A 24,006-nucleotide genomic window follows, 5' to 3' on the forward strand; every position below is an offset into this window, starting at 1 on the left:
GGATAGATACCTTTTTGCCCACCTAAGTCACCGTTGCCAGATTTAAGTATTACTACATTTATCAACATTACTATTATGCGCTATACCTATACGCTGTTTCAGACATTAACATTCTTTCTTGCCAGCTTTGGCATGGCAGTCGCGCAGGGCAGGGACATTACCGGCGCTGTGCAGACTGCGACCGGGGAGGCATTGCCAGGTGCCACAATATTGATTACCGGCACAAACACGGCTACAATCACGGATGCCGATGGAAAATTTTCGCTTAATGCCCAAAGCGGGCAAACACTGCGTGTTTCATTCATTGGTTATCTTGCGTCAGAAGTCCCCGTGACCGAGCAGTCCGCGTATACGATCCAGCTCGCCGAGGATGCGCAAAATCTGGAAGAGTTTGTTGTGATTGGTTACCAGTCGGTGCGCCGGTCGGACCTGACAGGTGCAACGGGCATTATTGATGCGCAAAATACAAACAAGCGCATTGCCCGCTCGGTGCCGGAAGCATTGCAAGGAATGACACCCGGCGTCGCTGTCCGGAATGGTGGAGCGCCCGGTCAGGAGGCAGTAGTGAATATACGCGGGCTGAGCACCCTTTTTGGTAATGCAAGCCCTTTATATGTGATCGATGGTATGCTTGCCGATGCAAATACCACAGTCAATCCGAATGACGTAGAAACAATTCAAGTACTGAAAGATGCATCAGCAGCCGCCATTTACGGCTCCCGGGCTGCGAATGGTGTGATCATCATTACCACAAAAAAGGGCAAAGAAGGTCCGCTCAAAGTGGAGGCAACTGCGCGGGTTGGCCTTTCCTCACTTTCCAAACGGTGGGATATGATGAATGCCCAGGAATATGTGGCAACCAACACGCGTGCATACCAGGCAGCCGGATACGCATTGCAGCCTGCCGTTGCCAATTACAACGGAGCGGTTAACACCAATTGGGCTGACCAGTTGCTTCAAACGGGTAGCATTCAGGACTATAATGTCAGCTTGTCGGGTGGGGGAAAAGACAGTAAGTTCCTGATCTCGGGTGCCTATTTTGCTGATGAAGGTGTGTTGAAAGCTCGAAATTTTCAGCGGGCATCCGTTCGGATCAATACCGAGGCGACGCGTAATAAATTCACTTTTGGTGAAAACCTGATGATTTCCAGCACAGAGCGCAATACACCTTTTCAGGGGGGATTTGCCGAGGGAAATGCATGGTATGATGTGTGGACCAGCTTACCAATCATTCCTGTTCAAAGCGCTGATCTTGCAAGCACTTCCAATCCGGGTGGCTGGGGCTATGGTTCATTCAATGCACGCTCATTTGCCAGAAACCAGGTTGCCATCAATGATATTACCAAAACGACGTATAATTTTTTCAAAGTGCTTGGCAATGCTTATCTGGATTACAAAATCCTTGATGGCCTGACCTACCGTTTCAATGTCGGGCTGGAAACGAGTTTTGATAAAACAAATAACCTGAGAAAAGAAGGACTTTGGTACTGGAACCAATCCCCCGATTTCAGCAGCGTAGGTCAAAACCGCGCCCAGTTTTTGAGCTATTTATTTGAACATACATTAAATTTTAACCGCACTTTCGGCAAACACAATATTAATGGTGTAGTAGGCTACACCCAGCAAACCATCCGCACCGACGATGTGGGCGGGCGACGATTGCAGCTTGGCGTCTATGGCGGTGATTATTTTACGACCATCAACTCGGCCAGCGGCGGAATGACCGCCACGGGCACGCGTTCGCAAACACTGATTAACTCCGCATTAGGCAGGCTTAATTACAATTATGCAGAAAAATACTATCTGACATTCACATTTCGCGCCGATAAGGACTCGCGGTTTTCACCTGCTCACCGCACAGGATATTTCCCTTCCGCGGCAGCTTCCTGGAAAATCAGCAATGAAGAATTTTTCAAATCAGACATTATCACAGAACTGAAATTGAGAGGGTCTTATGGCGTACTGGGCTCAGCCAACCTGAGCAACTATCAATTTACCGGCTTTCTCAACCAGGCGCCGCGCGCGGTATTTGGTTCGGGGCAAACCGAATTTCCGGGTGCCACCCAGGCCAGGCTCGTATATGAGGACATCAAATGGGAGCAAAAGGCTACAACCAATATTGGTGCCGACCTGGTCCTTTTCAATAATAAGCTCGCCGTTACAATTGATGCATTCCGCTCGGTGGCCAAGGATGTATTGTTATCGCTTCCGCTTCCGCTATACATTGGTAATTTACAGGGCGATCCACTCGTGAACATTGGTTCAATAAAAAACGAAGGAATTGAACTGGATTTCACTTACCGTCATACTTCCGGGCCATTTACCTGGAGTGTTGCGCCCAATTTCAGCATGATTCGCAATAAGGTGCTGGCACTTGGTAATCTTGGTGTGGACGAGGAAACGGGCGAACCCAGAAATTACATTCAGTCAGGCAATACGCGCTCGCAGGTTGGCCGTTCGATCGGGGAATATTATCTGATCAAAACAGATGGATTATTCCAGAATGATGAAGAAGTGCAGGCGCATAAAGCGCAAGCGGCTTACGCCAAACCGGGTGATGTTCGCTACGTGAACCGGATCGACCAGGGAACAAATGATGATATCAATGACCGTGACCGCAGTTTTGCAGGCAGCCCATGGCCTAAACTAACGTCGGGATTGATTCTGAATGGAACCTGGTCGGGCTTGTCGCTGAATGTTCAGTTTTACGGCGCATTTGGTCAGAAATTATATAATGATGTACGAAGAGATATTGACGGAATGGGTTATTCCAATTACCGCCGCGACATTGATCCATGGACACCTGAGAATACCGATACGGATTTTCCCCGTCTTGGGGTTTCGTACGCAACTGGAGCAGCAGGCGACCCGGCCAGTGCCGACCGGGGCATTGTTTCCAACGTCCGCGCCAATACAGATCGCTGGCTGGAAAACGGTTCGTATTTAAGGTTAAGAAATGTGGAGCTTTCCTATTCAATTCCGCAATCTGTGACCGGGAAATTGTCGGTGAGCAATGCACGTGTTTATGTCAGCGCGCAGAATCTGGCCACTTTCACCAAATACACCGGGCTCGATCCCGATGTAGTAGGAGCCAATTTCAATCTCGAACCTGGGGTGGATCTGGGCGGTTATCCTGCCTCACGCATTATTTCTTTCGGCCTGAACATGGGTTTCTGACAGTCGGCCATTTATCTCAAAAGACATCAACATGAAAAAGATATTATTACTTACGTCAATGATTTTAATGGTTGCCAGTGCCTGTAACCGTGATTTCGACCAGCCCAATCCCAATAGCCCGACAATTGCGTCCTTCTGGAAAAGCGAGGTTGACGCCATCAAAGGCATCAATGCCGTTTACAGCACTTTTCACAGGTCAGCGGCATTGTATTCCAGGTTTTTATTCTATCACGGAATGCTTCGCTCCGATGAAGGCTACGGCTCAGGAGGCGACATTACGCTGAATAATGTGATGAGCTTCAACCAGACCAATTATAATGAAGGCTTGACTGCCGGAACCTGGCAAAACCTTTTCATCGGCGTTTTCAGGGCCAACCAGGTGATTGCTTATGTGCCGACCATTGAAATGGATGAAGTGCTGAAAAACCGCATCATTGGCGAAGCAAAGTTTTTAAGAGCACTGTTTTATTTCAACCTCACACTATATTTCGGCAGACCGCCTATCATCCTTGAACCTTCTGAACCAACAGACCGGCCATCCAATGCAACGAATGCAGAGGCATGGGCGCAGGTTGAAAAAGACTTAACCGAGGCAGCAACAACATTGCCACTGAGTTACACCGGCGACGATCTGGGCCGGGCAACGCGTGGTGCTGCCATGGGTTTATTGGGGAAAACCTATCTGCAGCAAAGCAAATATCAGGAAGCTGCGACCGCGCTGGCCTTTTTTATCACGGGTGAGGGAAAAGGATTATATACTTTAACTGCTAACTACCAGGACAATTTTAAAGCATCAACAGAAAACAATAGCGAGTCTGTTTTTGAAGTGCAGTTCAGGTTTAATCCGAATGAAAATACCGACGACGATGTGGACGAAACCCGCATTAACAACACGGGAACTTCTATTGCACAATTCTACGCGCCCAGGGGTGTAGGCTTCTCCGACGGCGGCGCCCGACGCTGGCTTATCGGTGAATTCAAAAAAGAGAACACGGCGCTGGGCACCAGAGACCCGAGACTTCCAGTAACATTACTATTTGATTCCACAGATGTGCGCGGCCCGCTGTCCACAATGGTTTACGGACGAACATTCGCAAGCCGCTACGGCACGAACACCGGCGAAAGCAGCGCGGTGTGGTTTCGAAAACAATTGAATGACAATGAGGCCGGACGCACCGAGGAGGGTTTCAGGTCACCTAACAATCTCCGGCTGTTGAGATATGCCGATATTCTGCTCATGTACGCCGAGGCGCTTAATGGGATCGGGCAGACTGCGCAGGCTTTCCCGTTTGTAAACACGGTACGCGTGCGTGCCGGATTGCGGCCGTTGAATCTGGCGGCTGGATGGAATCAGGTGCAATTTCTTGGCCAGATCAAACACGAGCGCATTACAGAGTTGACAGGAGAAGGCTGGCGTTTTGCGGATTTGCAGCGCTGGGGTGATCTGGGTCCGGAACTGGCAGCGAGGGACCCGGAATTTACTAATTTTGTAAAAAACAGAAATGAATGGTACCCGATCCCGCAATCGGACATTGATTTAAATCCGAACCTGACGCAAAATCCGGGTTACTAATGTCTGACGATATTTGATTTTTAATACACAATAATTGCTTTCTATGCGGTATAAAGCTTTGTACAGACCGGCCATCCTTTGGTGCGTGTCGTTTATTTTCATTAGCGCTTCCTGTAAAAAGGAGGCCAAAGCACCAAACCCCGGCGAACAGCAGGCAACCACATTTACAAATCCATTGCTGAATGCGGCGCCCGATCCTTATGTTTACCAAAAAGACTCGACCTATTATTACCTGCATACCCTGGGCAACCGGATCCAGATTTGGAAAACCAATAAAATGAGCCGGTTAAAGGATGTAACACCGGTAACTGTTTTCAATGCGCCTGCAACAGGAGGGAACTCGCGTGATATCTGGGCGCCGGAGCTGTTTTTTCTCAACGGCAAATGGTATATCTATTACACCGGCACGGATGGGAATGATCGTGAGCATCGTATGTGGGTTCTGGAAAATGCAAACCCCGACCCCACGCAGGGCACCTGGACGGACAAAGGCAAGCTCACTACAAAACCCGCTGATCTCTGGTCAATTGATGCGACCATTTTTCAGCGGGATAGCAGTCTTTTTCTGATCTGGTCGGGCAGGCCGTTTGCGGGCGGGAGCACGGATTTGACACAGAACATATACATTTCTCAAATGAGCAACCCATTCACATTAACAGGGCCAACTGTGCTTATTTCCACCCCGCAATATGACTGGGAAAAGCGTGGATTTGCGGTCAACGAAGGGCCGGAAATCTTGCGTAATGCGGCAGGGCGGGACTTTTTGGTGTTTTCGGGAAGTTACTGTGGCAATGATCAGTACGCGCTTGGCATGATGAGCCTGAAAGCGGGTAGCAACCCATCGGACGCAAAAAGCTGGACAAAAATGCCTGCGCCGGTTTTCACGGGACTCGCCTCAGCCAATGCATTCGGGGCAGGACATAACGGGTTTTTCAAATCACGGGATGGCAAAGAGGATTGGATTATTTACCACGCGAATTCGGCTGCCGGAGAAGGTTGCGACGATTCCAGAAATGTAAGAATGCAAAAGTTCGCCTGGACCGCCGAGGGGTTGCCCAGCTTCGGAGAGCCGGTTTCAACGGGACAATCTCTCGCAGTTCCTTCGGGCGAATAGTGGTTTTGTTATTTTAGAGCATAAAGTTGTGTACATTATAGGTTACTGCATGGCATGATGTTTACTGAACACTGTCAAAACATAAATAAACATTTGTTATGGATACTAATAAAGTAAAGCGAATTCATGATTTCGGCCAGAGCATTTGGCTGGACTTCATCGATCGAAAAGTGATTTTTTCGGGTGAGCTAAAAAAATTGATTGAAGAAGACGGGGTCAGGGGTATCACGTCCAATCCTGCCATTTTCGAAAAGGCCATTAGCAGCAGCTCCGACTACGACGCAGATATCGCCGAACTTTCAAAAAGCGACAAGACAAATGAGGAAATATTTTTCGGTCTTGCGGTAACGGATATCAAGCTGGCATGCGATATTTTCTGGCCGGTCTACAATGAGAAAGACGTGGTGGGCGCTGACGGCTACGTGAGCCTGGAAGTTTCCCCTTTTCTGGCGATGGATACACAAGCAACCATTATTCAGGCCCGCCAGTTGTGGGAAGAGGTAGGTAAGGCTAATGTAATGATCAAGATCCCAGGAACCGAATCCGGGCTGATAGCGATCGAGACAGCGATTAGTGAAGGAATCAATATCAATGTTACCTTGCTTTTTAGTCTTGAACGGTATGAGGCTGTGACTGAGGCCTATATATCAGGACTGGAAAAACGGGCAGCACAGGGCTTGCCGGTTGCCCATGTTTCTTCGGTAGCCAGCTTCTTTTTAAGCCGCATTGATATTTTGGTTGACCCGTTTCTCGATCGCAACGGAATTGGTGAGTTGAAAGGGGAAATAGCAATTGCTTCCGCCAAATTGGCTTATCAGATCTACAAACGTGTGTTTAGTACGGATCGCTGGAAGCGACTGGCGGAAAAAGGGGCTGTGCCGCAACGGTTGTTATGGGCCAGTACCAGCAACAAAAACCCCGAATTTAAGGATACCAGATATGTGGAAGCACTTATCGGGCCGGACACGGTCAATACGGTCCCGCTGGAAACTTTGGAAGCTTACCGCGATCATGGCGATCCGGCGAGTCGCCTGGAAAGTGACCTGGAAGCAGCGAAAAGCGTTATGGAAAGGGTAAAAGCGGCCGGAATCGATATGGGTGCCGTAACCAAGCAGCTGGAAGATGAAGGGATTGAAAAGTTCAATGCGCCGTTTCAAAAATTGCTTGATGCAATTGAAAAACAGAAATAGCATTGACTAAGCTAAGTCCAGATTTGTAAGCCTTGTACTCATTGCTAACTTACTTACGTCAAACTGATCAGCCAATGCCTGGATAATGTCATAATTTTCATTTTCGGACATCCGGGATTGATACGCTTTTTTCACCGCGTCGATTAATAAATCCCGTGGCATCAGCAATGCCGCTGCAAATGCATTTGCTTCCCGTTCCTGGACATCTTCATTTATCGGGGAATCATTAGCTGTGAATATGCTGAAATATCTTAGGGGCAGGTTTTCAAATTTGCCCTGATGTTGACGGTCAAGTACATAACGTCCGATTTCTTGGGCAACCATAAACCGGTAACGCCTAAGCCCGTCTTTTGCGTTATGGTTTATCTTGCCAATCGTTGTATTAAGCGAGGCCTCAGCGGGAAAATCATCCTTCAACTCCTGCGGAACCAGCTCTATGCCCAGATATGACGCAACTTTTTTAACATCTATTCCACCACTAACCAATAATTTTTCCGGATTTCCAGAAAAGCAATTGCGCAATATTGTAAGCGCTATCCTCTCAATCTGTTTTTGCCGTCTTTTATTCATGATTTGTGTCGGAGTCAAAAAAACCTATAACAAAAAAAGCAAGGTTTTCCATGCATACAGAAGACATTTCTCAGAATATGTCGACTCAGTATACAATTGCTAAGGAAATCCACAGCATGTTGACCAGGCCGTTATGTTTGGAATCTCCTGTAATGTCTATGTAAGAACGTGTAAAGTCTTTAATGTCAGGTGCGGCCTGTGAGAGATCAAGCTTGTAAGGTGCAATATTTGTTATAAAACCGTATAAATCCTATAACCTGCACGTTTATTTGCGGCGTGCTGTAAATGTATGTTGTGATATTGAACCAATTAGCAAAGCGATGGCAAGCAGCCATTGCCATGTAAGTATTTGGAAAATGAAGTGAAAAACCTGTTATGCTAATGTTGAAAGCGTTTGATGCATTTGTGTAACCACTTTATGCCGGCTAAATTCTTCACCAAGTTTCCTGTTGTTTAGCGACATGGACTCCCGTAAGCCTGGATTTTCGTAAAGTCTGGTAATCGCATCTATGAGGGTAGAAGTAGAATCACCACTTACCCACAAAGTATTGTCTGGTTCAATCAAATGATCTTTTGCGGCTCTTATTCTGGTAGTTATGATTGGAAGTCCCGCAGCAACTGCTTTGAACAGCGCCATCGGAAAACCCTCGTTAAAAAAGGTCGGAAAGACCAGCGCGTCAGTATTTGCGTAGAAATGGTCACATTTATCGTCGTTGATAAATCCCACGAAACTTACGTTATCCGTTACCTTCAATTGCTCTGAAAGCGCGATGAGCTCATTGAGATCGGGTCCGTCACCAACAAAAATAAACTGGCATTTATCTTTAAAAGGTAGGTGGGGAATACTTTCCAATATAGCGAAAACGCCTTTTTCCCGTACAATACGTCCGACAAACAGAAACTTAAACTTGTTATCGGGTAATTTAAATTCAGTTTGAAATGCTCGCGAATGAACTGATCTCTTTGAGTCTACGACATTAGCTGTAACATATGCATTTCTACCTAATGATGGATTGTTTTTATAGACTATGTCCTTTTCTTCACTGGATAAAAAAAACCAGGCATTTACATTTTTTGCTAAAAATGACACCACCTGCTTAATAAAAAAACCCCTATCTGGTGAAAAAACAGCAAAGTCTGAACCATGCGTCTTTATAATTATTTTAACGTTTTTAAAATATAATGCTTTTATAATCAATAGCGAAATAGCATCTCTTGTAGAAGCGACGGGCTCAAATCTGGAATTCAAATATAAATAAGCAGGTGAGAATTTATATAAGGCAAAAACAATATTAATTGCATTTTTTATAACGCCAATCAGTTTGTTAAAAACATTGATTGATTGATCATTCCGACCATAAGTGATATAATTACAATCATAACCAATTTCGCGAAAACCATTGACTTCATCCAATGCCAGAGTAAGATGAGCCTTCGGTGGAATTCCAATAACAATTTTTTTATTCATGCTAATAAAATCTTTCGGTAACATGGCTTACTTTGTTTTTCCAGGTATTTTGTTTTGCGTACTGAAAGGCGTTTTCTGAGCAAGACTTCCTGAACTCCGGGTTATCATGAAATTTTCCAATTGCCTCTGCAATTTTATTCGCTGTTTGGCCTGCTGATAAAGGCTTTACCTTGATTCCGCAGTTTTCTGGCACCGATAGAGAAGACCCATGTATATCTAATGTTATGATTGGTAACCCGTAAGCCATTGCTTCATTTAATTGCGCCGGGCATGAATCTCGGAGAGAGCAAAAAATAAATGCGTCGGCGTCTTGATAGGACTTAATTACCTGCTCGAATGCTACCTGACCCAGAATGTTGAAACGGGACATATCCAACCCATATTCGCGGATCCAATCTTCAACTAAATGAAATTGCTCGCCTCCACCAACAATGGTCAATGAGTAATCGACAGATTTATCAACTAATGACAATGCATGGAACACCAACTTCAATCCTTTCCTTGGTAACATTCTTCCAACCCACAAAAGCCTTAATTTCTGCTTGTCTTCCCGATTAACGTAGACGTTTTGTTCCATTCGTTTTGGAACAGCATTGTCAATTATAAAATGCAATTTATCTTCTTTAAGGAGCTTCGTTTTTCGCACCATTTCCTGCGTATCAGAATTGGTTACAAGTACTACATCGGCTTTTCTTAAAGTATTTCCCAATTCCGAGCTAAAAACTAAACTCACCCGGGATACCACGTCCCGCAGTATTTCAAATTTCCATGACGATCCAAAATATTCTTTAAATTGAGGCAAAGCTTTTTGTCCGCCGCCCACGGGGCCGAAAACTATTTTTACGTCGTTCAATTTCCATAAAAAAGTGCCCTGCTGGAGACTGCCAAAGGTAACATGGTGGGCAACATCAAAATGATGAATATCATGTAGATTCTTAGCGACTTTGCTGGCACGCTGCCGCCAAAGGTAATAATGGAGATATATCGTTTTTGAGTCAGTATTTAAAAGATATTCATCCAATCTTCCGCTGATATTGACAAAAACAAAATGAAGGTTTTTTAAATTTAACCTATTGCATTCATCCGTTGTGGCCTGCTGATCTTCGATATTGGTAATACACCAAACTTCAAATCCGCTTTGGGCCAGGGTAGTCGCCCAGCTCCATCCGTTTCCTGGTTCAGACCCTCTGATTGGAGAGCATGCATAAGCACTTAATAAAACTTTTTTCATATCGTTACTTTAACCTTCACTATTGCGGGATTTCCGATTACCGTAGAGTTCCCGACAACGTCTTTGGTGACTACTGTGCCACAGCCGATCTTGACATTGTCATTGATACGGATATTTCCAATTATACATACATTACTACCAATATCAACATTGTTTCCGATCACAGGCGAAGCACTAAACTCATGATCGCTTACTTGTTTGTTGCCAATAGTCGTGCAGTGCCTGACGGTGCAGTTAGATCCAATGACTACATCCCGGCTAAGCACTAGCGACTGCCCGTGATATAATCTAAAATTCTTACCTATTTTAACATTCCAGGGAATTTCGATACAAAATATCCATTCTACTAAAATCTTATAGAAAACTAGATAAGGAAAGCCAAGATAATAGTAAATCTTACGGGTCGAGCAAAAATTGGCAATTCTAAACAGCAAGATTATGACTTTTCCTTTGCTGCTATTTACCTTCCAATCTTGGAAAATAAAGTGAAAAAAAATCATATGAGTCTAATTTCCAGATATATATTTTCCATAGGGCAACACATTGATGACCTTTACGATAATGAGACTTAATATCAGACAGATTATCGCAGTAAATGGTATTCCTATTGTTGGACCAAATATTCTATAATCAATCTTTATTTGAAATAGAAAAGCGAGCAAAAGCATATGACTTAAATAAATACCGAAACTGTAAGCATTGATTTTCTTAACAATTGTACTTAGAATAGCGCCTTTAAAGCTTATATATTTTTCTTTGAACAGGAGAAAAACAGTACTTGCACAGAGAGCCACATTTATTGAAAGGAAATCATAAAAATCGTATTCAGTTAACAAGTTATGCTTGTGTATATAAAATGTGCCAAAAAAAGTCACTAAAAATCCGATTACGAAAAATAATGCGCTTAACCTTAATATCATTTTGGAAGCGGTAAATCTATGACCCAAATAATAACCCAACACAAGATAGCCGATATATCCACTAAAATATATTAACTGCAGATCAAGTGGGCCAGAAGGCCTGATGACATTAATTGCAAGTGTGAAAATCCAGATAACGAGAAAGTATCCAATTTCTTTGTTACTGGCATTTTGTATCCACGGCTTGATTATTGGTATCGTCAGATATAGACCCAAAAGCATATAAACATACCAGAGATGAACGGATGTTCCAGTTACTATCTGTCTGATTTCCAGTAGTAACAGGCTAATTACGTTGGGGTATTCACCTTGCATGATACGCAAGGCCAATTGATAAAGCAGATATATTTGGCTCCAAAATATGAACGGATATATTATTTTCTTTATTCGTTTTGAGAGAAACTCCTTGGTCCCGTCTTTTTTCGGCAGCAGCAGACTTCCCGTTATCATTACAAAAATGGGCACGCAAGGTCTGCAAAGTGAGTTATAAAAGTTTGCTATCCACCAGGACGAATTGTCGGTAAAATATTGGCTTGTGACTGCTGGTGCTGAAACGTGTATAATGATAACGGCAAATAGAGCTAGAACTCGTAAACTATTAATCCAATCATTATGGGATAGTTCTTTCATTCTATTGTGGATGAGTTGCCCTCTTTAAAACATCTGATTTCGCAAATATGCAATACAGATTCATTGCATATTTATAGATTCCAGGATTTAAAAAGAAGAGATAATATGCCACTTTATGTTTTTGTGAAATCCAGTTAGGCTCTCTCAATAAGGCAGAATAACTTCTGAGGGTGCCCAAAACTTTCTTGTACTCCGTTTCATATAGATTTTTATTACTAAGCAGTATCAAATTAAGCAATGAAAGATTTGTTAAAAAATCAAATGCTTTTGCTTCCAGAACAAGTTTAGGATCGCGGGTTTGCGAAACCAAGTCAACAATGGTGCTCGATACGGCGATTGTTTCCCCGTAAGCTGGGTTGAATTTGGTAAGGCTTGTTGAATTATGCCTTAGTATGTAATTGTATTTTACAGAATTTTGGAAAACGGTATTTTGGGAAACTATAAATGCTTTACATGTAAAAAGTATGTCCTCGTAAATACGTCCCTGAAAATGGATGGATTTTATAATCGATGATTTATATATCTTGTTATTTGCACTTCTATCCAATTCTCCTTTCAGGCACATAGAGAGCGCCTGGTTATTATCATAGGTATGCACCTCTTCCTGCTCGGATGTGGTAACCAGTTTGTCATCGAATATCACTTTCATGCGGCATACAGAGATATCAGCATCAAATCTCAGTGCGTTTTGAATAAGCAATTCATACATATCGGGTTCAATTGTGTCATCTGCATCAATGAAGCCAATGTAATCACCATTCGCAGCTGCAATTCCCGCATTTCGTGCAGACGAGACTCCACCATTCAGTTGGTGGATTACAGTTATCCTTTTATCGAGATTTTTGTATTCTTCACATTTTGCATCACTTCCATCTGTTGATCCATCATTTACCAGGATCAATTCGTAATTCGTGAAGCTTTGAGACAAGATAGATTGGATGGTGCCGTCGATGTAATTGACCTTATTGAAAACCGGAACTATTATGGAGAGTAAAGTCATTGTAATAATCGAATTTATACTTACTGTAACTTATGCTTTGCGAACTCTTCCGGAGCCTGGTCAATGGTTTTTTTCTGATTTAACATCTTATAAATAAATAGAAAACCAAAATACAGATATCTTTTCCACATTCTTTTTGGCTCTTTGACGAGTCTGACAAGCCATTCTAAATGCAGGTCGATCCAAAACTGACTTGGTCGGGTGATTGTTTTGGCGTAAAAGTCAAAGACAGCGCCGATGGAGCAGATTATGTTTGCGTCAAATTTGTCTTTGAATAAATAGGAAAGCTTTTCTTGCTTGGGCGCGGTTAATCCAATGAAGAGTACATCTGGCTTGAAGTCATCGATTTGCTCAATCATTGCAATGATGTCTTTCTCATCAAATATCTCTTTATAAGGCGGAGAATAAAACGCGGCCCGGACAAATGGATAATCTTTTTCAATCCTGCTTTTTATCCCATTTAATGTCTTGTCAGAGGAACCCAGGTAGAAGCATTTGCCGCCTTCCACATTAAGTGTTTTTAGCAGATCCTCGTGAATTTCCGCACCGGCTATTTTTTTTAGCGGCTTGCCTGTAATGTAGGAGCAGGCCTTGACAATACCAATCCCATCCGGAAGTAGAATATCGGATGTCCTCAGGGCTTCTTTAAATACAACATCCTTTTCTGCTATGCAGAATGAGTACTGATTGATTGTATTAATGATAATTTTTTGCCCTTTTGTAATAGATAAAGGAAAAGGATTTACTGCCAGGGAATACCCCAGGAAGTTAACGCTTGACTCCATTTTTATGATTTTGTTGGGTTTACGCTCTTTTGGGGCGATTAAATTGATCAAAAATAAGTGAGAATATTTATAGATCGCACCAAAGTTAAAAACTTTTTTCTAAACATAACTATCAGTTATACAAATAGTTACATAGCAAAATGTATTTGAATCAGCGTTGGAAGTATTTTTACAATACGCACCCAGACTTGAATTTGAAAGCTTTGTAGTATTATGCAGGATGTTGTAGAATAACGGTAAGTAGTATATGTTTCGAATAATTGAATAATATTATTGCCGCTATAAAAATACTTCTCGATTTTTTAGCAGCTATTTTTACTGAACAGTTTGTGCGCCGACCCTCACAAAGCAGCTGAAAACCAGGGATTTCGATGGTAAATCGGCTTGATGACGTCTGTTAGGGATAAGGATGATGATAACAACAAATGTTGTGACATGAAGGATATGGTTTTTAAATCGATTACTGTGCATAGATCCATTGCGGCAAATTTCGTGCTGATGGTTTTTTTGCTATTCTCTTTTGCGGCCAGCGGGAAGAGTTTTTATTTTTCAATGTCTTCTGGGAATGATTCCCGATCCATTACAAATGCTCAAAATCCCTCAACACCCTGGAAAACGCTTAAAAAGCTGGAAGAGAACTATGTTAATATGAGCCCGGGAGATTTCGTATTATTCAAAAAGGGCGATAAGTGGACTGGCATTACACTTGAGCCAGGAGCAAACGGCATCCGATTTGGAAGCTATGGAGATGGACAATTACCCATCATTGATGGTTTTAAAAATCTGGCTCTGAATATCAATACGACCTATCAGCACGACTTAATATTCGACGGTTTAATTTTTGCCCGGTCTGGATCTATCGATATTGTTGCCCAATTGGGGAATGCTTGGTCTGAACTCCATTCTGGAATGACTAATTCGAAGGTCAGGAATTGCAATTTTTTGGGTGGCGTTGTGATCCAGGGTTCCTATAATATTTTTGAAAATAACACGGTAGATGGGACTACTAATGATGGAAACGGAAATGGGATTTGGGAGCATCACAAGTATTGTCATCATAATACATACACAGGAAATAAGGTCCGGAATTTCTCTGTTCGCGGAATTTGGACCATGATTGAAACGCACGACTCTGTATTTGAGAATAATGTGATCAGTGATTGTAAATCGGCAGGCATTGATTTGGATGGAGCATTTTACCTTGTATACAATCATACAGTTCGGAATAATAGAATTTTCAACATCATAAATGATTCTATTGAGCTTGAAAATGCATTTAATTGCAACGTTATAAACAACGTCATGTCTAATGGCGGGCATGCTTACATTTACATAATTAATTATGAAAAGTGTAAAATAGTTGATGGGTATGGCGAAGAAAATGGCATCGGGGCAAAATTAAATTCAACCATATCCGGCAATGTGATGATAGGTGGCGGCATAGATTATTCCAGTGTTGCAATTGGTATCCATAAAGCTGGAGGTGTAAATGTGTACAACAATTCAATCTACAATTTTAAAAGCAGGTTCTTTGACCTGGATTATGAAAAGCCGTCGGAAGTACAGGGAATCAAGTTGGTAAATAATATCTTCAGTACCATCAATACACCTTCATGGTACGGCATGATAAATTTTAGTACCGACGATATGGATTTACTTGAAGAGGATGATTACAATTGCTTTTACAATCAGGGACGAAATGATATTTATTCCAATAGAGGTTCGCATTCCCAAAAGAGTTTAGCGCAATATCGTCAGGCGACTGGAAAAGGGGTTCATTCGATCTCGTTAAATCCATTATTCGCAAATCAAAATGATTTGCGTTTACAAAAGAATTCACCGTGCGTTGATTCAGGTAAAATGATAGGATTGCCGTTTAAGGGAATTAGTCCAGATATGGGTGCATATGAGCTATCAGGTGACTCTCTGATACCGCCATCTGATACGTTGGACTCCATCCCTGATCCGGGCGATGCCCTTCCTGTTACACTGAGGGAATTCTTTGCGCATGCAGAAGGACTTAATGCGTTTTTGGCCTGGTCAACGGTTCATGAAGCCAATGCCAGCCATTTCAAAGTTGAGCACAGTATCGATACAAAGTCCTGGGCTGATCTCGGGCATGTGATCGCTGCCGGAGAAAGCGCATCTCTGAGGAAATATAGTTTTTTGCATAACAATCCATCAGATGGACAAAATTATTACCGGCTGACAATGGTGGACAATGATGGTTCATACAGTATAAGTCAGCTTCGTGCGCTACAATTCGATGATAAAAATTCAGTTATTATTTTTCCAAATCCAGCGAGTGAGCGCATACAGCTCAGGGAAGCGTCGGTGAATCATGCTGTAAAAGTTTGCATCTATAATCAGTCCGGCGCGATCCTTTACGAAAGCCCGACTTTCCCAAAGGATGGGGTGCCGGTAGCCAAATTTATAGCGGGTACTTATACTTTAACTTTGACCAGAAGTAATGGTGTTCGCAGTTCGTATATTTTTGTAAAACAGTGATTTTAGTTCAAAACACACTAGTTCCCTCAAAACCGCTCACACCTCTGGAAGCGAGCTCGCAAAGGCAATGCCCTAAAAAGGGGATTTTTGAAATGTAATCCCGCCGTTTTGGTCTTTGATATAAACGGCGTAACAGTTGTCGTTAAACTCAGGATCAAAGTGTGGTTTGGTTTGTACCAATGCATTGGGGACGGGTTTGGAAGCATCGAAAAAGTAGACAGTTGTAGTGCCATATTTTGTGTAGGGCATCATATCTCCATATTTTTTCATCTTGTCATAAACCGGTCCCTCAACGGACACATTATAAATCCGCACGATCGGGCCCTTGTTGTTTTGATTCCGGAAACTGGCCACTTCTATAAAATTGCCTTCCAGATCATCTACCGTCGGCTGCGAGGTCGAATCGTAAATAATGTATCCGATCACAGCAACGATCAGGACAAGGAAAATCAGTTTTCTGTTTCGATTCATTATGGAAGGCTGTTTTTGTAAAGTTAATACAAACCGGCATGCAACCAAGTACGCGCTACAGCAGCAGGCGGACACCTTTTCGGGATGTCCGCCTGTTCAAACTGTATGAACCTACCGCGACTTAGTAAGAACCCAGATAGCTTGATCCGGATTGACCGGTTAATGTGGTTCCTTTAATAACTTCTTTCGTTTTCCAGTTAATGACATATAAGCGGCCTGCTTCGCCTGTCGGGGTCAAGGGGACATATATAAAATCTCCGCTTACTGCCAGATTCTGGTATTGTCCAAAGTCCAGACCTGCTTCATAATCGCTGCTGATCTTTGCCGCCGTTTTTGCATTCAGATCAATCAGTGCCATATAGCCGCCTTTTCCGGCAATGTTATACAAGACCAAACCAACACCATCTTTAATATATCTCCATGCCTGGATACGCGTGTCTGTAAGGCCCAGCGCTGCGTCCAGATTGAAGTGATAGCCGTTGTCATAATCATCATTGCTTTTGTTGATGCGCAGGATATCCTTTCCGCCCGTAGCCGTTGCCTGATACACATTGCCATCCGTGCCAACATACTGAGTCATGGTACGGTACGAGTGGTTGTTGGTTTTAGATAGTGTTGAATAGATTAGCTTCGGATTTTGCAATGAAGGATAGTCCACCACAAGCGTTGTAGTGCCAATCGTTCTGCTGGCTGCATCATTCGCCCAGGTCGGCTCACCGGCTGTTGTGTATGATAACTTGGAAGGATCTATTTTGCTGACATTACAACCAATAAAAATCTTGGTTTTTGCCTCGTTCAGCACGGGCACATCAATACGTCCCACAGCATATCCCTTTGCTTCCAGTTCAGCCGGGAAAGGGAAGTCAAATTCAGTAGAGTTGGGCACCTTTGCATTCTCCAGATCAATAACGGCAATTCTTACTTTCCCCCTGGTATATTTAAAAATATGGTTGGGCGCTGCGCCTTCCGTAACCGTAGTGCTTCCGGTCAAGTGCACACCGATGCCGATATTTTCAGCGGCTTTTGTCCAGCGCGGTGATGTGCCCACGATATCCGACAGGTCCAGTTCATTGCCTGTATCCTGGTAATCTTTGGCACCTTTCACCAGATATTTGTTAAATACGCCGCCATCTTCGCCTGTGTACTGAATGTTGTAAAGCTCAGTTCCATCCTCAGAGGCCTGTACACGCGCTGTGCGGGCCGATCTTAAACCAAATCCATTCTGATAAATATTAACTGAAAAATTCGGGTCAATTGCTTGTTCGTGCGTAATGGCGTAGGCCATTGTTCCACCGTTGCCGGCTGTTCCTGCTTCATCGGGGATAGAGGCTGTCAGGGATACAAATTCTCTCGCAGCTCCCGGCGTTTCTCCACCTGGATCGGGCGTTCCTTCGTCATCATTGCAGGCCGTAAACATCAGTGCCATGCTTAGTATCGCTGCCGTAAACAGATTTTTCTTCATATTGAAATGGATTATAAAAATTTACTGATTGTATAATTTAACTTAATTGAAATGGCCCTTCCCGGCTTCTGAACGCCGAAATTGTCATACATTTCTGCATTCAAAATATTTTTCAGATCAAAACTTGCCACCATTTTTCCGCTCGGGAACCGGTAGCTTGCGCCGATATCGTGGTAAAACTGGGTAGGCGTGGTAAACCATTCCGAATCCATCCACACGGTCCCGAACGCACCCACAAATCCCGTGTTATAGTAGATGTTGAGAATTGATTTTTTTTGAAACTTGTCGTTAAGGCGGTACTGAACACTGCCATTCATGATGAAAAATGGCTCGTTGGGCAGCTGCAAATTGTACAGGTCGTGAGGATTGCCCTTTTGGTCGAATTTCTGTTTGAACAGCGTGTTGAATTTGGAAAAATTAAACAGGGCATTCAGGCGGTTGTCGTATACATAAATGATCTCACCTTCAAATCCTCTGGACTGTGTTCTGCCCAGATTCACATATTTGGTAACCTGGATATCCGCATCACTTTCTCTTCCCTGCACGATCTGGTCTTCCACCGCCTGTTGGGTGATCTTATCAAAACCATTTCGCCAGAATGCGCTTGCATACAGCGTGAGCTTATGTTTGCCCACCTGAACAGGGCCGTGCCGCACACCAAGATTATAATTCACATTCTTCTCGGGTATCAGGCCCGTATTTTCCAGGATATTGTTCTCAGGATCACCGTATAACTGGTTTTCGGTGGCGGCTACATAGGAATTTTCGGTGGAACCGATCACGTACATTTTGGAAACAACATTGTAAGAAACCGTAGCGCCGTATCCCTTGTTGTTGTTGACGGTTTTGTTCTGAACCCTGTTGACAATATTGGCGCCATCCTGTTCAATGAGTTCAGGCCGCGTCTGAATGGTCCGGTTGAAGTTGTATTTGGCTAATAAATTTGTCCTTAATTTATCGTTCAGCAGCTGCGCTTCATAGTTCATTGCGAAAATGTTGTTCATCACATTGCTTACCGTCACCAGGTCTTTGTTGACCGGATTGAGCAGATCATTGTCGTCCCTGTCCGTTTTTTCCAGTTTGTGATTCAGTGAAACCCTGTGTCCGAGTACGATGGTATATCCCAGATTTGTACGCATATTCGTGATTTGCCTGTTCACCTGCACAATGCTTTTAGGTCCTTGCTGACCCATGCCCGGCGTGGGCGGAACCGGTATTTCCACTCCGTTTCGGATGAGCATTCTGGGCTTACCGTCCCAGTTGTAAACCTGACCAACCGTATCCTGGACATAAGTGCTCCTGTAACTTCTGACCGCATTGACATTGACAGCCAGACCTTTGGCCAGAAAGTTGTTCTTATTGTAATTCAGGCTTACCACATGCGCCTGATACTCGCCAAACCTGCCTACATAAGGCCTGGCCATGGTGGTGCCATGCGGTATTTCACTGTAAGTATCCGAAATGTTATATCCTAAAAAGAACTGATCGGCCCATTTGACATTCGTGAAACCCGCTTCAAACCTGGCCCCAACAGACTTATAGGTGTTGTTGAATCTTTTGGCCTTGTAATACCGCTCCAATGTTCTGTCGGGATGTACGAATTTGGAAAACTTGCCCCAGGTTGTATAGCTGTTGTCCGTATACGTGTAGAAGGCCGAAGCTCGCGTAGTAAAACCGCTTTTCTTATTTCGGTATATCCCCGACAGGTCCGACTGGAATGTATTGAATGACCCGTAAGCCACAGCCGCGGTAATGTTGTTTTGGGATGCGTCTTTTTTCAATACAACATTGATGGCCCCGCCCACATAATCGCCCGTCAGGTGAGAAGGAAGCACACCCTTATACACCTCAATGCGCTCGATCATCGCCGGAGGGATGTTGTTCAGATTGAATGAAGAACCATAAGTGGCTATTTCGATCCCGTCCAGGAATATGCCAACAGCACTGCCAGACATACCATTGAGATTATATTCCACGCGAGATCCGATCCCTCCGTTCTGCCGGACGCGCACGCCCACAGCCCGGTCCAGCAGTTCATTGGTTGTCAAGTTTCTCAGTGAGGCTTCCTTGGTTTCAATGACTGCAACTGCAAATCCCTGTGTTTCAATTTGTTTCTTTTCTGTTTTTTGAACGATCTGCACTTCATTGAGATCCAATGCAGTTTTGGCTACAACCGGGTTCAGTTCGTGCTGAGGCCTGTGGACATTGAATTTCAGTGTTTTGGATTTTATTTCAACCGATGTGATCAATATCTCCTGGTTTCCGTAAGGCACGTCTTTGAGCAGGAACGTTCCGTCAGTTTCGGAAAAGGTGGCAATGTTGGTGCCGTTAACCCTGACTGTCGCAAAACTTACCACCGAGCCTTTTTCTTCCCTCACCTTGCCTTTGATGGTCGCCGTTTTTGGATTGGTTGTCTGCGCAAGGATATTAAAATGAAATAGCGTAGCGATCGCGGTAACAAGTAGAGAATGCTTCAATAACATCAGGTTTTTACTTAATATTTATTGCCCGGCTGTAGCCAGCCCTGTTTTGCAAGAGATGGACGCCTGAATAGTTGAGTCTTATTTAGACTAATTATACTGAGAGCAAAGATAGATTCCCGGATTTAGGAAAAATGACGCGAAAGGGAATTCTAGTGACGTCAAAAGGAATATTGACATCATAGGCGCTTTTACGAAAAACGATTGCGGGCGTCATAGGCCAGGCCTAGCCCTACGCTGGAAAGCTTGTTTTCCTCGGACCATTCTGCATCCGGGAAAAGTTGCCGAAACTGGTGTTGGATAAGCGGGATCTCGGTTGAACCGCCGGTCATGATCACCAGCCCGATCCTTTCCGGCGTCACGCCTGCCGCTTGCAGACATTCCCGTGCAGACTGGACAATACGTTCTGTTTTTGTGTTGATAGCAGCATCAAAATCCTTTCTGGCTACATGAATACGCAGATCCTGATCAATAAAATCGAGTGCGGCGGCGAAGTTCTCGCTGCTGGCCAGGCCGATCTTGATCTTCTCGGTTTCTGCCAGCACGGCGTGCCCCGTTTCCTGTTCAAGCACGCTGATCAGCCTGCCATAACGCACCGGATCGTGCGTTTCGCGGAGCAGCTGTTTGGCCTGGAACAAAATCCTGTTGGTATACAAAAAATTCACTTTGCTCCATTCTGACAGATCAAAATAATGATAGGAGGGCACTTCCAGGTTTTTGGTTCCGTATTTGGACCGAAAACCCAGCTCGGGCATCATTTCGGCCAGGCTCAGGTCCCTGTCAAAATCATTTCCACCCAGCCTGACGCCCGTATTGGCCAGAATGTCTTCGTTTCTGTCGTGCTTGGTGGCATTATCCCTGGATAACCTTATAATGGTAAAATCCGACGTTCCGCCACCCAGATCAACCACCATGGCCAGCTTTTCTCCTGTAACACCGGCTTCATGCGCGAACGCGGCCGCAATGGGCTCAAACTGAAACCCTACGTGTTCAAAGCCCAGATTTCTCGCTATCTGTTTCAGTTCATTTTCAGCCCGTTGATCCGCTGCCGGATCATTATCTACAAAATGTACGGGCCTTCCCATAACCACATGGCGGAGCTCTGTGCCGCAATCCGCTTCCGCCTTGCGTTTCATCTGATCCAAAAACGCGGCAATGATCTGGTCAAATTTCATCAGTTCTCCATTGACCATTGTTCCCTGACGCATGGCCGAACTGCCCAAAACGCGTTTTAGGCTGCGCATTAAGCGGCCTGGCTGCCGGGTCAGAAACCGCTCAGTGGCTTCCCGGCCGAAATAGGCATGGTTGTCTTTTCTGGCAAAAAACATGGCACTGGGAATGGTCTGGTGGTTGTTTTCAACCGGAACCAGGAAAACATTGTCTTGATTTGCCACAGCCAGGCTGGAATTGGAAGTGCCAAAATCAATACCGCAAAAAACAGAAGTCGTCATCATTTGAAAAATTGGGCGCGCAATTTCTCATTATTTACGCGGCAATCCAAACGAATGTTTAGATGGAAGGCAAGGTGCGTGGCTCTTCGGCAGGAAGAACACAAACATTCCCACAACCAGCAAAAGCAGCATATTGATGAAGGAAGTGACCTGATAAGCGCGAGAAAAATCCTGCACATCGGTCTGTGATCCAAGCAGATCGTAAAACATTCCACCCAAAATCCCGATCCCCAAAGCAATGGATATCTGCTGAAAAGTGGCATATGTTCCAGAAGCCGCACCGGCGTATTCGGAAGGGATATTTTTGAGGGTTAATGTTAACAAAGAGGGTAGTACTGTGCCGCATCCGGCTCCATACACAAACAATGCAGGCACTAGCACAAACAAATTGATCTTGGGTGAATGAAGGAAGGCAATATGAAATGCAAGGGAAACAACCATGGCGATAATGCCTACGATCAGCACATTTTTCCCGTATCGGCCCACATAACGGACAGTGGTAAAAGAAGCGAACATGTATCCCAAACCTTGGACGACGAAAAACAAGCCGGTCACCGAAGAACTTATTCCAAAGCCGGTTTGCATCAGTACGGTATTAATCAGAAAGTATGTGTCTTGAACCAGAAAATAACAGACAGACGCATATAACCCGATTCTGAAATCCTTAAATGCGAAAAGATGAAAATCGATCAATGGCTGTTTACCGGCCGTTTGCTTACGTTTTTGAATATATATAAATACAGCAAGCAAGATCAGTGAAAAAATAATCAGCATTACGCTCCACAGCGGCCAGTTGAGCTCGCGACCCAGAATAACAGGCAATACCAAACATGTCAAGCTGACTGTGAGCAGCGCTGCACCTGAAAAGTCAAAACGGGCAGGCTGGACAACTTTGTGATCGGGCAGAAATTTTGCCGCGAAAACGGCTGAGATCAAGCCGATAGGGAAGTTGATGAGGAAAACCAGCCGCCAGCTTTCATCAATCAATGTGATATCAGGCAAAATGCCTCCCAGTAACTGACCAATGACAGATGCGGTGCCTGCAATGCTGCCATAGATCCCAAATGCCCGGGTACGCGCTTTGGGATCATTGAATAAAACCTGGATATAGGCGATCCCCTGCGGAACCATAAAAGCCGCACTGATTCCCTGAAAAAGCCTACCCAAATTCAGTTGCCAGGCGGTGTGGGCAAAGCCGCAGAAACCGGAAGCAATTGTGAAGAAGACCATGCCGGTAACGTAGGCGTTTTTCTTGCCGTAAACGTCGCCAACCCTTCCTCCCGCTAACAAAAAAACAGCATAACCCAGCAGATACAATGCGATCACCAGCTGCATATCAGCGTCCGTTCCATGAATTCCTTTTTTGATGGATGGAATTGCAACATTGACAATGAATAAATCTATAACCGAAAGAAAAATGCCCGCTGACAAGATGATCAGCAGAAGCTCCCTGGACAATTTTAAGCGCATGGATTTTAAGTTTTCATATATTTAGAACTTAAAGATCAAGGCGAATACTAACTTTTTCAAGTAGTTTGGAAAACAGTACCAAGTATGGAAAACAGAACTAACAATGAGCATCAGACGCTTACAAAAGCAACAAATTTGGATTTGCCCCAAAATAATTTTCCGGTAACCCAAATACTGAAAGTCATAGGCGGCAAATGGAAAATTCTTCTGATTTCTGCAATCGCCGAAGAGTGCCCGGCACGCTTTGGTGAGTTGAGAAAAAAAATGGATGGTGTCTCTCAGGCAATGCTCACAACCCAGTTACGGGAACTGGAAAGGGACGGGATCATATGCAGGAAAGCTTATGCAGAATCACCGCCAAGAGTTGAATACAAGCTCACGGAACTTGGGAAGACGTTGATCAATGTGATCGGTGTGATGCGTGATTGGTGGCAGATGTATCTGGAAAATCAGGAAAACCAAATCTTTCCTGAGGTCGGGTTTGCTGATTTATAATGTCCGGTTAA

General features: G+C 44.1%; 18 protein-coding genes. 7 read left to right on the forward strand and 11 right to left on the reverse strand.

Features of this window, described 5'->3' with window-relative positions:
* Positions 1–75 precede the first annotated feature (75 nt).
* The 4 genes from NFI81_RS00620 (at position 76) to tal (ending at position 7,054) form a co-directional block, all read left to right on the forward strand.
* Positions 76–3,177, forward strand: coding sequence for a SusC/RagA family TonB-linked outer membrane protein (locus NFI81_RS00620; RefSeq protein ID WP_234614809.1), 3,102 nt, complete (start codon positions 76–78; stop codon positions 3,175–3,177).
* 31 nt (positions 3,178–3,208) lie between these two features.
* Complete coding sequence (locus tag NFI81_RS00625; RefSeq protein ID WP_234614808.1) at positions 3,209–4,750, forward strand: RagB/SusD family nutrient uptake outer membrane protein; 1,542 nt, start codon at positions 3,209–3,211, stop codon at positions 4,748–4,750.
* 43 nt (positions 4,751–4,793) lie between these two features.
* Positions 4,794–5,864: a glycoside hydrolase family 43 protein gene (locus tag NFI81_RS00630; RefSeq protein ID WP_234614807.1), complete on the forward strand. Its 1,071-nt coding sequence runs from the start codon at positions 4,794–4,796 to the stop codon at positions 5,862–5,864.
* Between the two features lie 98 nt (positions 5,865–5,962).
* Positions 5,963–7,054 carry a transaldolase gene (tal, locus tag NFI81_RS00635; protein ID WP_234614806.1) on the forward strand — a complete coding sequence of 364 codons (1,092 nt, stop codon included), beginning with the start codon at positions 5,963–5,965 and terminating at the stop codon, positions 7,052–7,054.
* Between the two features lie 6 nt (positions 7,055–7,060).
* Here tal and NFI81_RS00640 read toward each other — a convergent pair whose 3' ends face one another.
* The 3 genes from NFI81_RS00640 to NFI81_RS00650 form a co-directional block, all read right to left on the reverse strand.
* A complete protein-coding gene (locus NFI81_RS00640) occupies positions 7,061–7,624 on the reverse strand; it encodes an ImmA/IrrE family metallo-endopeptidase (protein ID WP_234614805.1) in 564 nt (187 codons plus the stop codon).
* Positions 7,625–7,997: 373 nt separating this feature from the next.
* Positions 7,998–9,116, reverse strand: coding sequence for a glycosyltransferase family 4 protein (locus NFI81_RS00645; RefSeq protein WP_234614804.1), 1,119 nt, complete (start codon positions 9,114–9,116; stop codon positions 7,998–8,000).
* The gene (locus NFI81_RS00650) at positions 9,094–10,323 is read right to left on the reverse strand and encodes a glycosyltransferase family 4 protein (protein ID WP_234614803.1); all 1,230 of its coding nucleotides are present in this window, start codon (positions 10,321–10,323) and stop codon (positions 9,094–9,096) included. The genes NFI81_RS00645 and NFI81_RS00650 overlap by 23 nt, the downstream gene beginning before the upstream one ends.
* Between NFI81_RS00650 and NFI81_RS00655 the strand changes: the two genes are divergently transcribed.
* Positions 10,293–10,592: a hypothetical protein gene (locus tag NFI81_RS00655; RefSeq protein ID WP_234614802.1), complete on the forward strand. Its 300-nt coding sequence runs from the start codon at positions 10,293–10,295 to the stop codon at positions 10,590–10,592. The genes NFI81_RS00650 and NFI81_RS00655 overlap by 31 nt on opposite strands.
* A gap of 237 nt (positions 10,593–10,829) precedes the next feature.
* On the opposite strand, the gene NFI81_RS00660 is transcribed toward NFI81_RS00655, so the two are convergent.
* Genes NFI81_RS00660 through NFI81_RS00670 form a run of 3 tightly spaced genes read right to left on the reverse strand, consistent with a single transcriptional unit; the run spans position 10,830 to position 13,658 of the window.
* Positions 10,830–11,873 (reverse strand): acyltransferase, encoded by a 1,044-nt coding sequence (locus tag NFI81_RS00660; RefSeq protein WP_234614801.1) that lies wholly within the window; start codon positions 11,871–11,873, stop codon positions 10,830–10,832.
* 1 nt (position 11,874) lies between these two features.
* Positions 11,875–12,873, reverse strand: a complete 999-nt coding sequence (locus NFI81_RS00665; RefSeq protein WP_234614800.1) for a glycosyltransferase — start codon at positions 12,871–12,873, stop codon at positions 11,875–11,877.
* A gap of 20 nt (positions 12,874–12,893) precedes the next feature.
* Positions 12,894–13,658, reverse strand: coding sequence for a WecB/TagA/CpsF family glycosyltransferase (locus NFI81_RS00670; protein WP_234614799.1), 765 nt, complete (start codon positions 13,656–13,658; stop codon positions 12,894–12,896).
* Positions 13,659–14,093: 435 nt separating this feature from the next.
* On the opposite strand from NFI81_RS00670, the gene NFI81_RS00675 reads away from it, so the two are divergent.
* Positions 14,094–16,166, forward strand: a complete 2,073-nt coding sequence (locus NFI81_RS00675) for a right-handed parallel beta-helix repeat-containing protein (RefSeq protein WP_234614798.1) — start codon at positions 14,094–14,096, stop codon at positions 16,164–16,166.
* Positions 16,167–16,238: 72 nt separating this feature from the next.
* Here NFI81_RS00675 and NFI81_RS00680 read toward each other — a convergent pair whose 3' ends face one another.
* The 5 genes from NFI81_RS00680 to NFI81_RS00700 all read right to left on the reverse strand — a co-directional run bounded on the left by NFI81_RS00680 (position 16,239) and on the right by NFI81_RS00700 (position 23,500).
* Positions 16,239–16,637: a hypothetical protein gene (locus NFI81_RS00680; protein WP_234614797.1), complete on the reverse strand. Its 399-nt coding sequence runs from the start codon at positions 16,635–16,637 to the stop codon at positions 16,239–16,241.
* A 121-nt stretch (positions 16,638–16,758) separates the two neighbouring features.
* On the reverse strand, positions 16,759–18,099 hold the full coding sequence (locus NFI81_RS00685; RefSeq protein WP_234614796.1) for a DUF4374 domain-containing protein: 1,341 nt from the start codon (positions 18,097–18,099) through the stop codon (positions 16,759–16,761).
* 11 nt (positions 18,100–18,110) lie between these two features.
* Entirely contained in the window at positions 18,111–20,582 is a 2,472-nt protein-coding gene (locus NFI81_RS00690; RefSeq protein ID WP_234614795.1) for a TonB-dependent receptor, read from the reverse strand.
* Positions 20,583–20,770: 188 nt separating this feature from the next.
* Positions 20,771–22,030 (reverse strand): Hsp70 family protein, encoded by a 1,260-nt coding sequence (locus NFI81_RS00695; protein ID WP_234614917.1) that lies wholly within the window; start codon positions 22,028–22,030, stop codon positions 20,771–20,773.
* Between the two features lie 30 nt (positions 22,031–22,060).
* Positions 22,061–23,500, reverse strand: coding sequence for an MFS transporter (locus NFI81_RS00700; protein WP_234614794.1), 1,440 nt, complete (start codon positions 23,498–23,500; stop codon positions 22,061–22,063).
* A gap of 84 nt (positions 23,501–23,584) precedes the next feature.
* Between NFI81_RS00700 and NFI81_RS00705 the strand changes: the two genes are divergently transcribed.
* Positions 23,585–23,995, forward strand: coding sequence for a winged helix-turn-helix transcriptional regulator (locus NFI81_RS00705; RefSeq protein WP_234614793.1), 411 nt, complete (start codon positions 23,585–23,587; stop codon positions 23,993–23,995).
* Positions 23,996–24,006 lie beyond the last annotated feature (11 nt).

This window comes from Dyadobacter fanqingshengii (genome assembly GCF_023822005.2).
In the GTDB taxonomy this organism is placed as follows: domain Bacteria; phylum Bacteroidota; class Bacteroidia; order Cytophagales; family Spirosomataceae; genus Dyadobacter; species Dyadobacter fanqingshengii.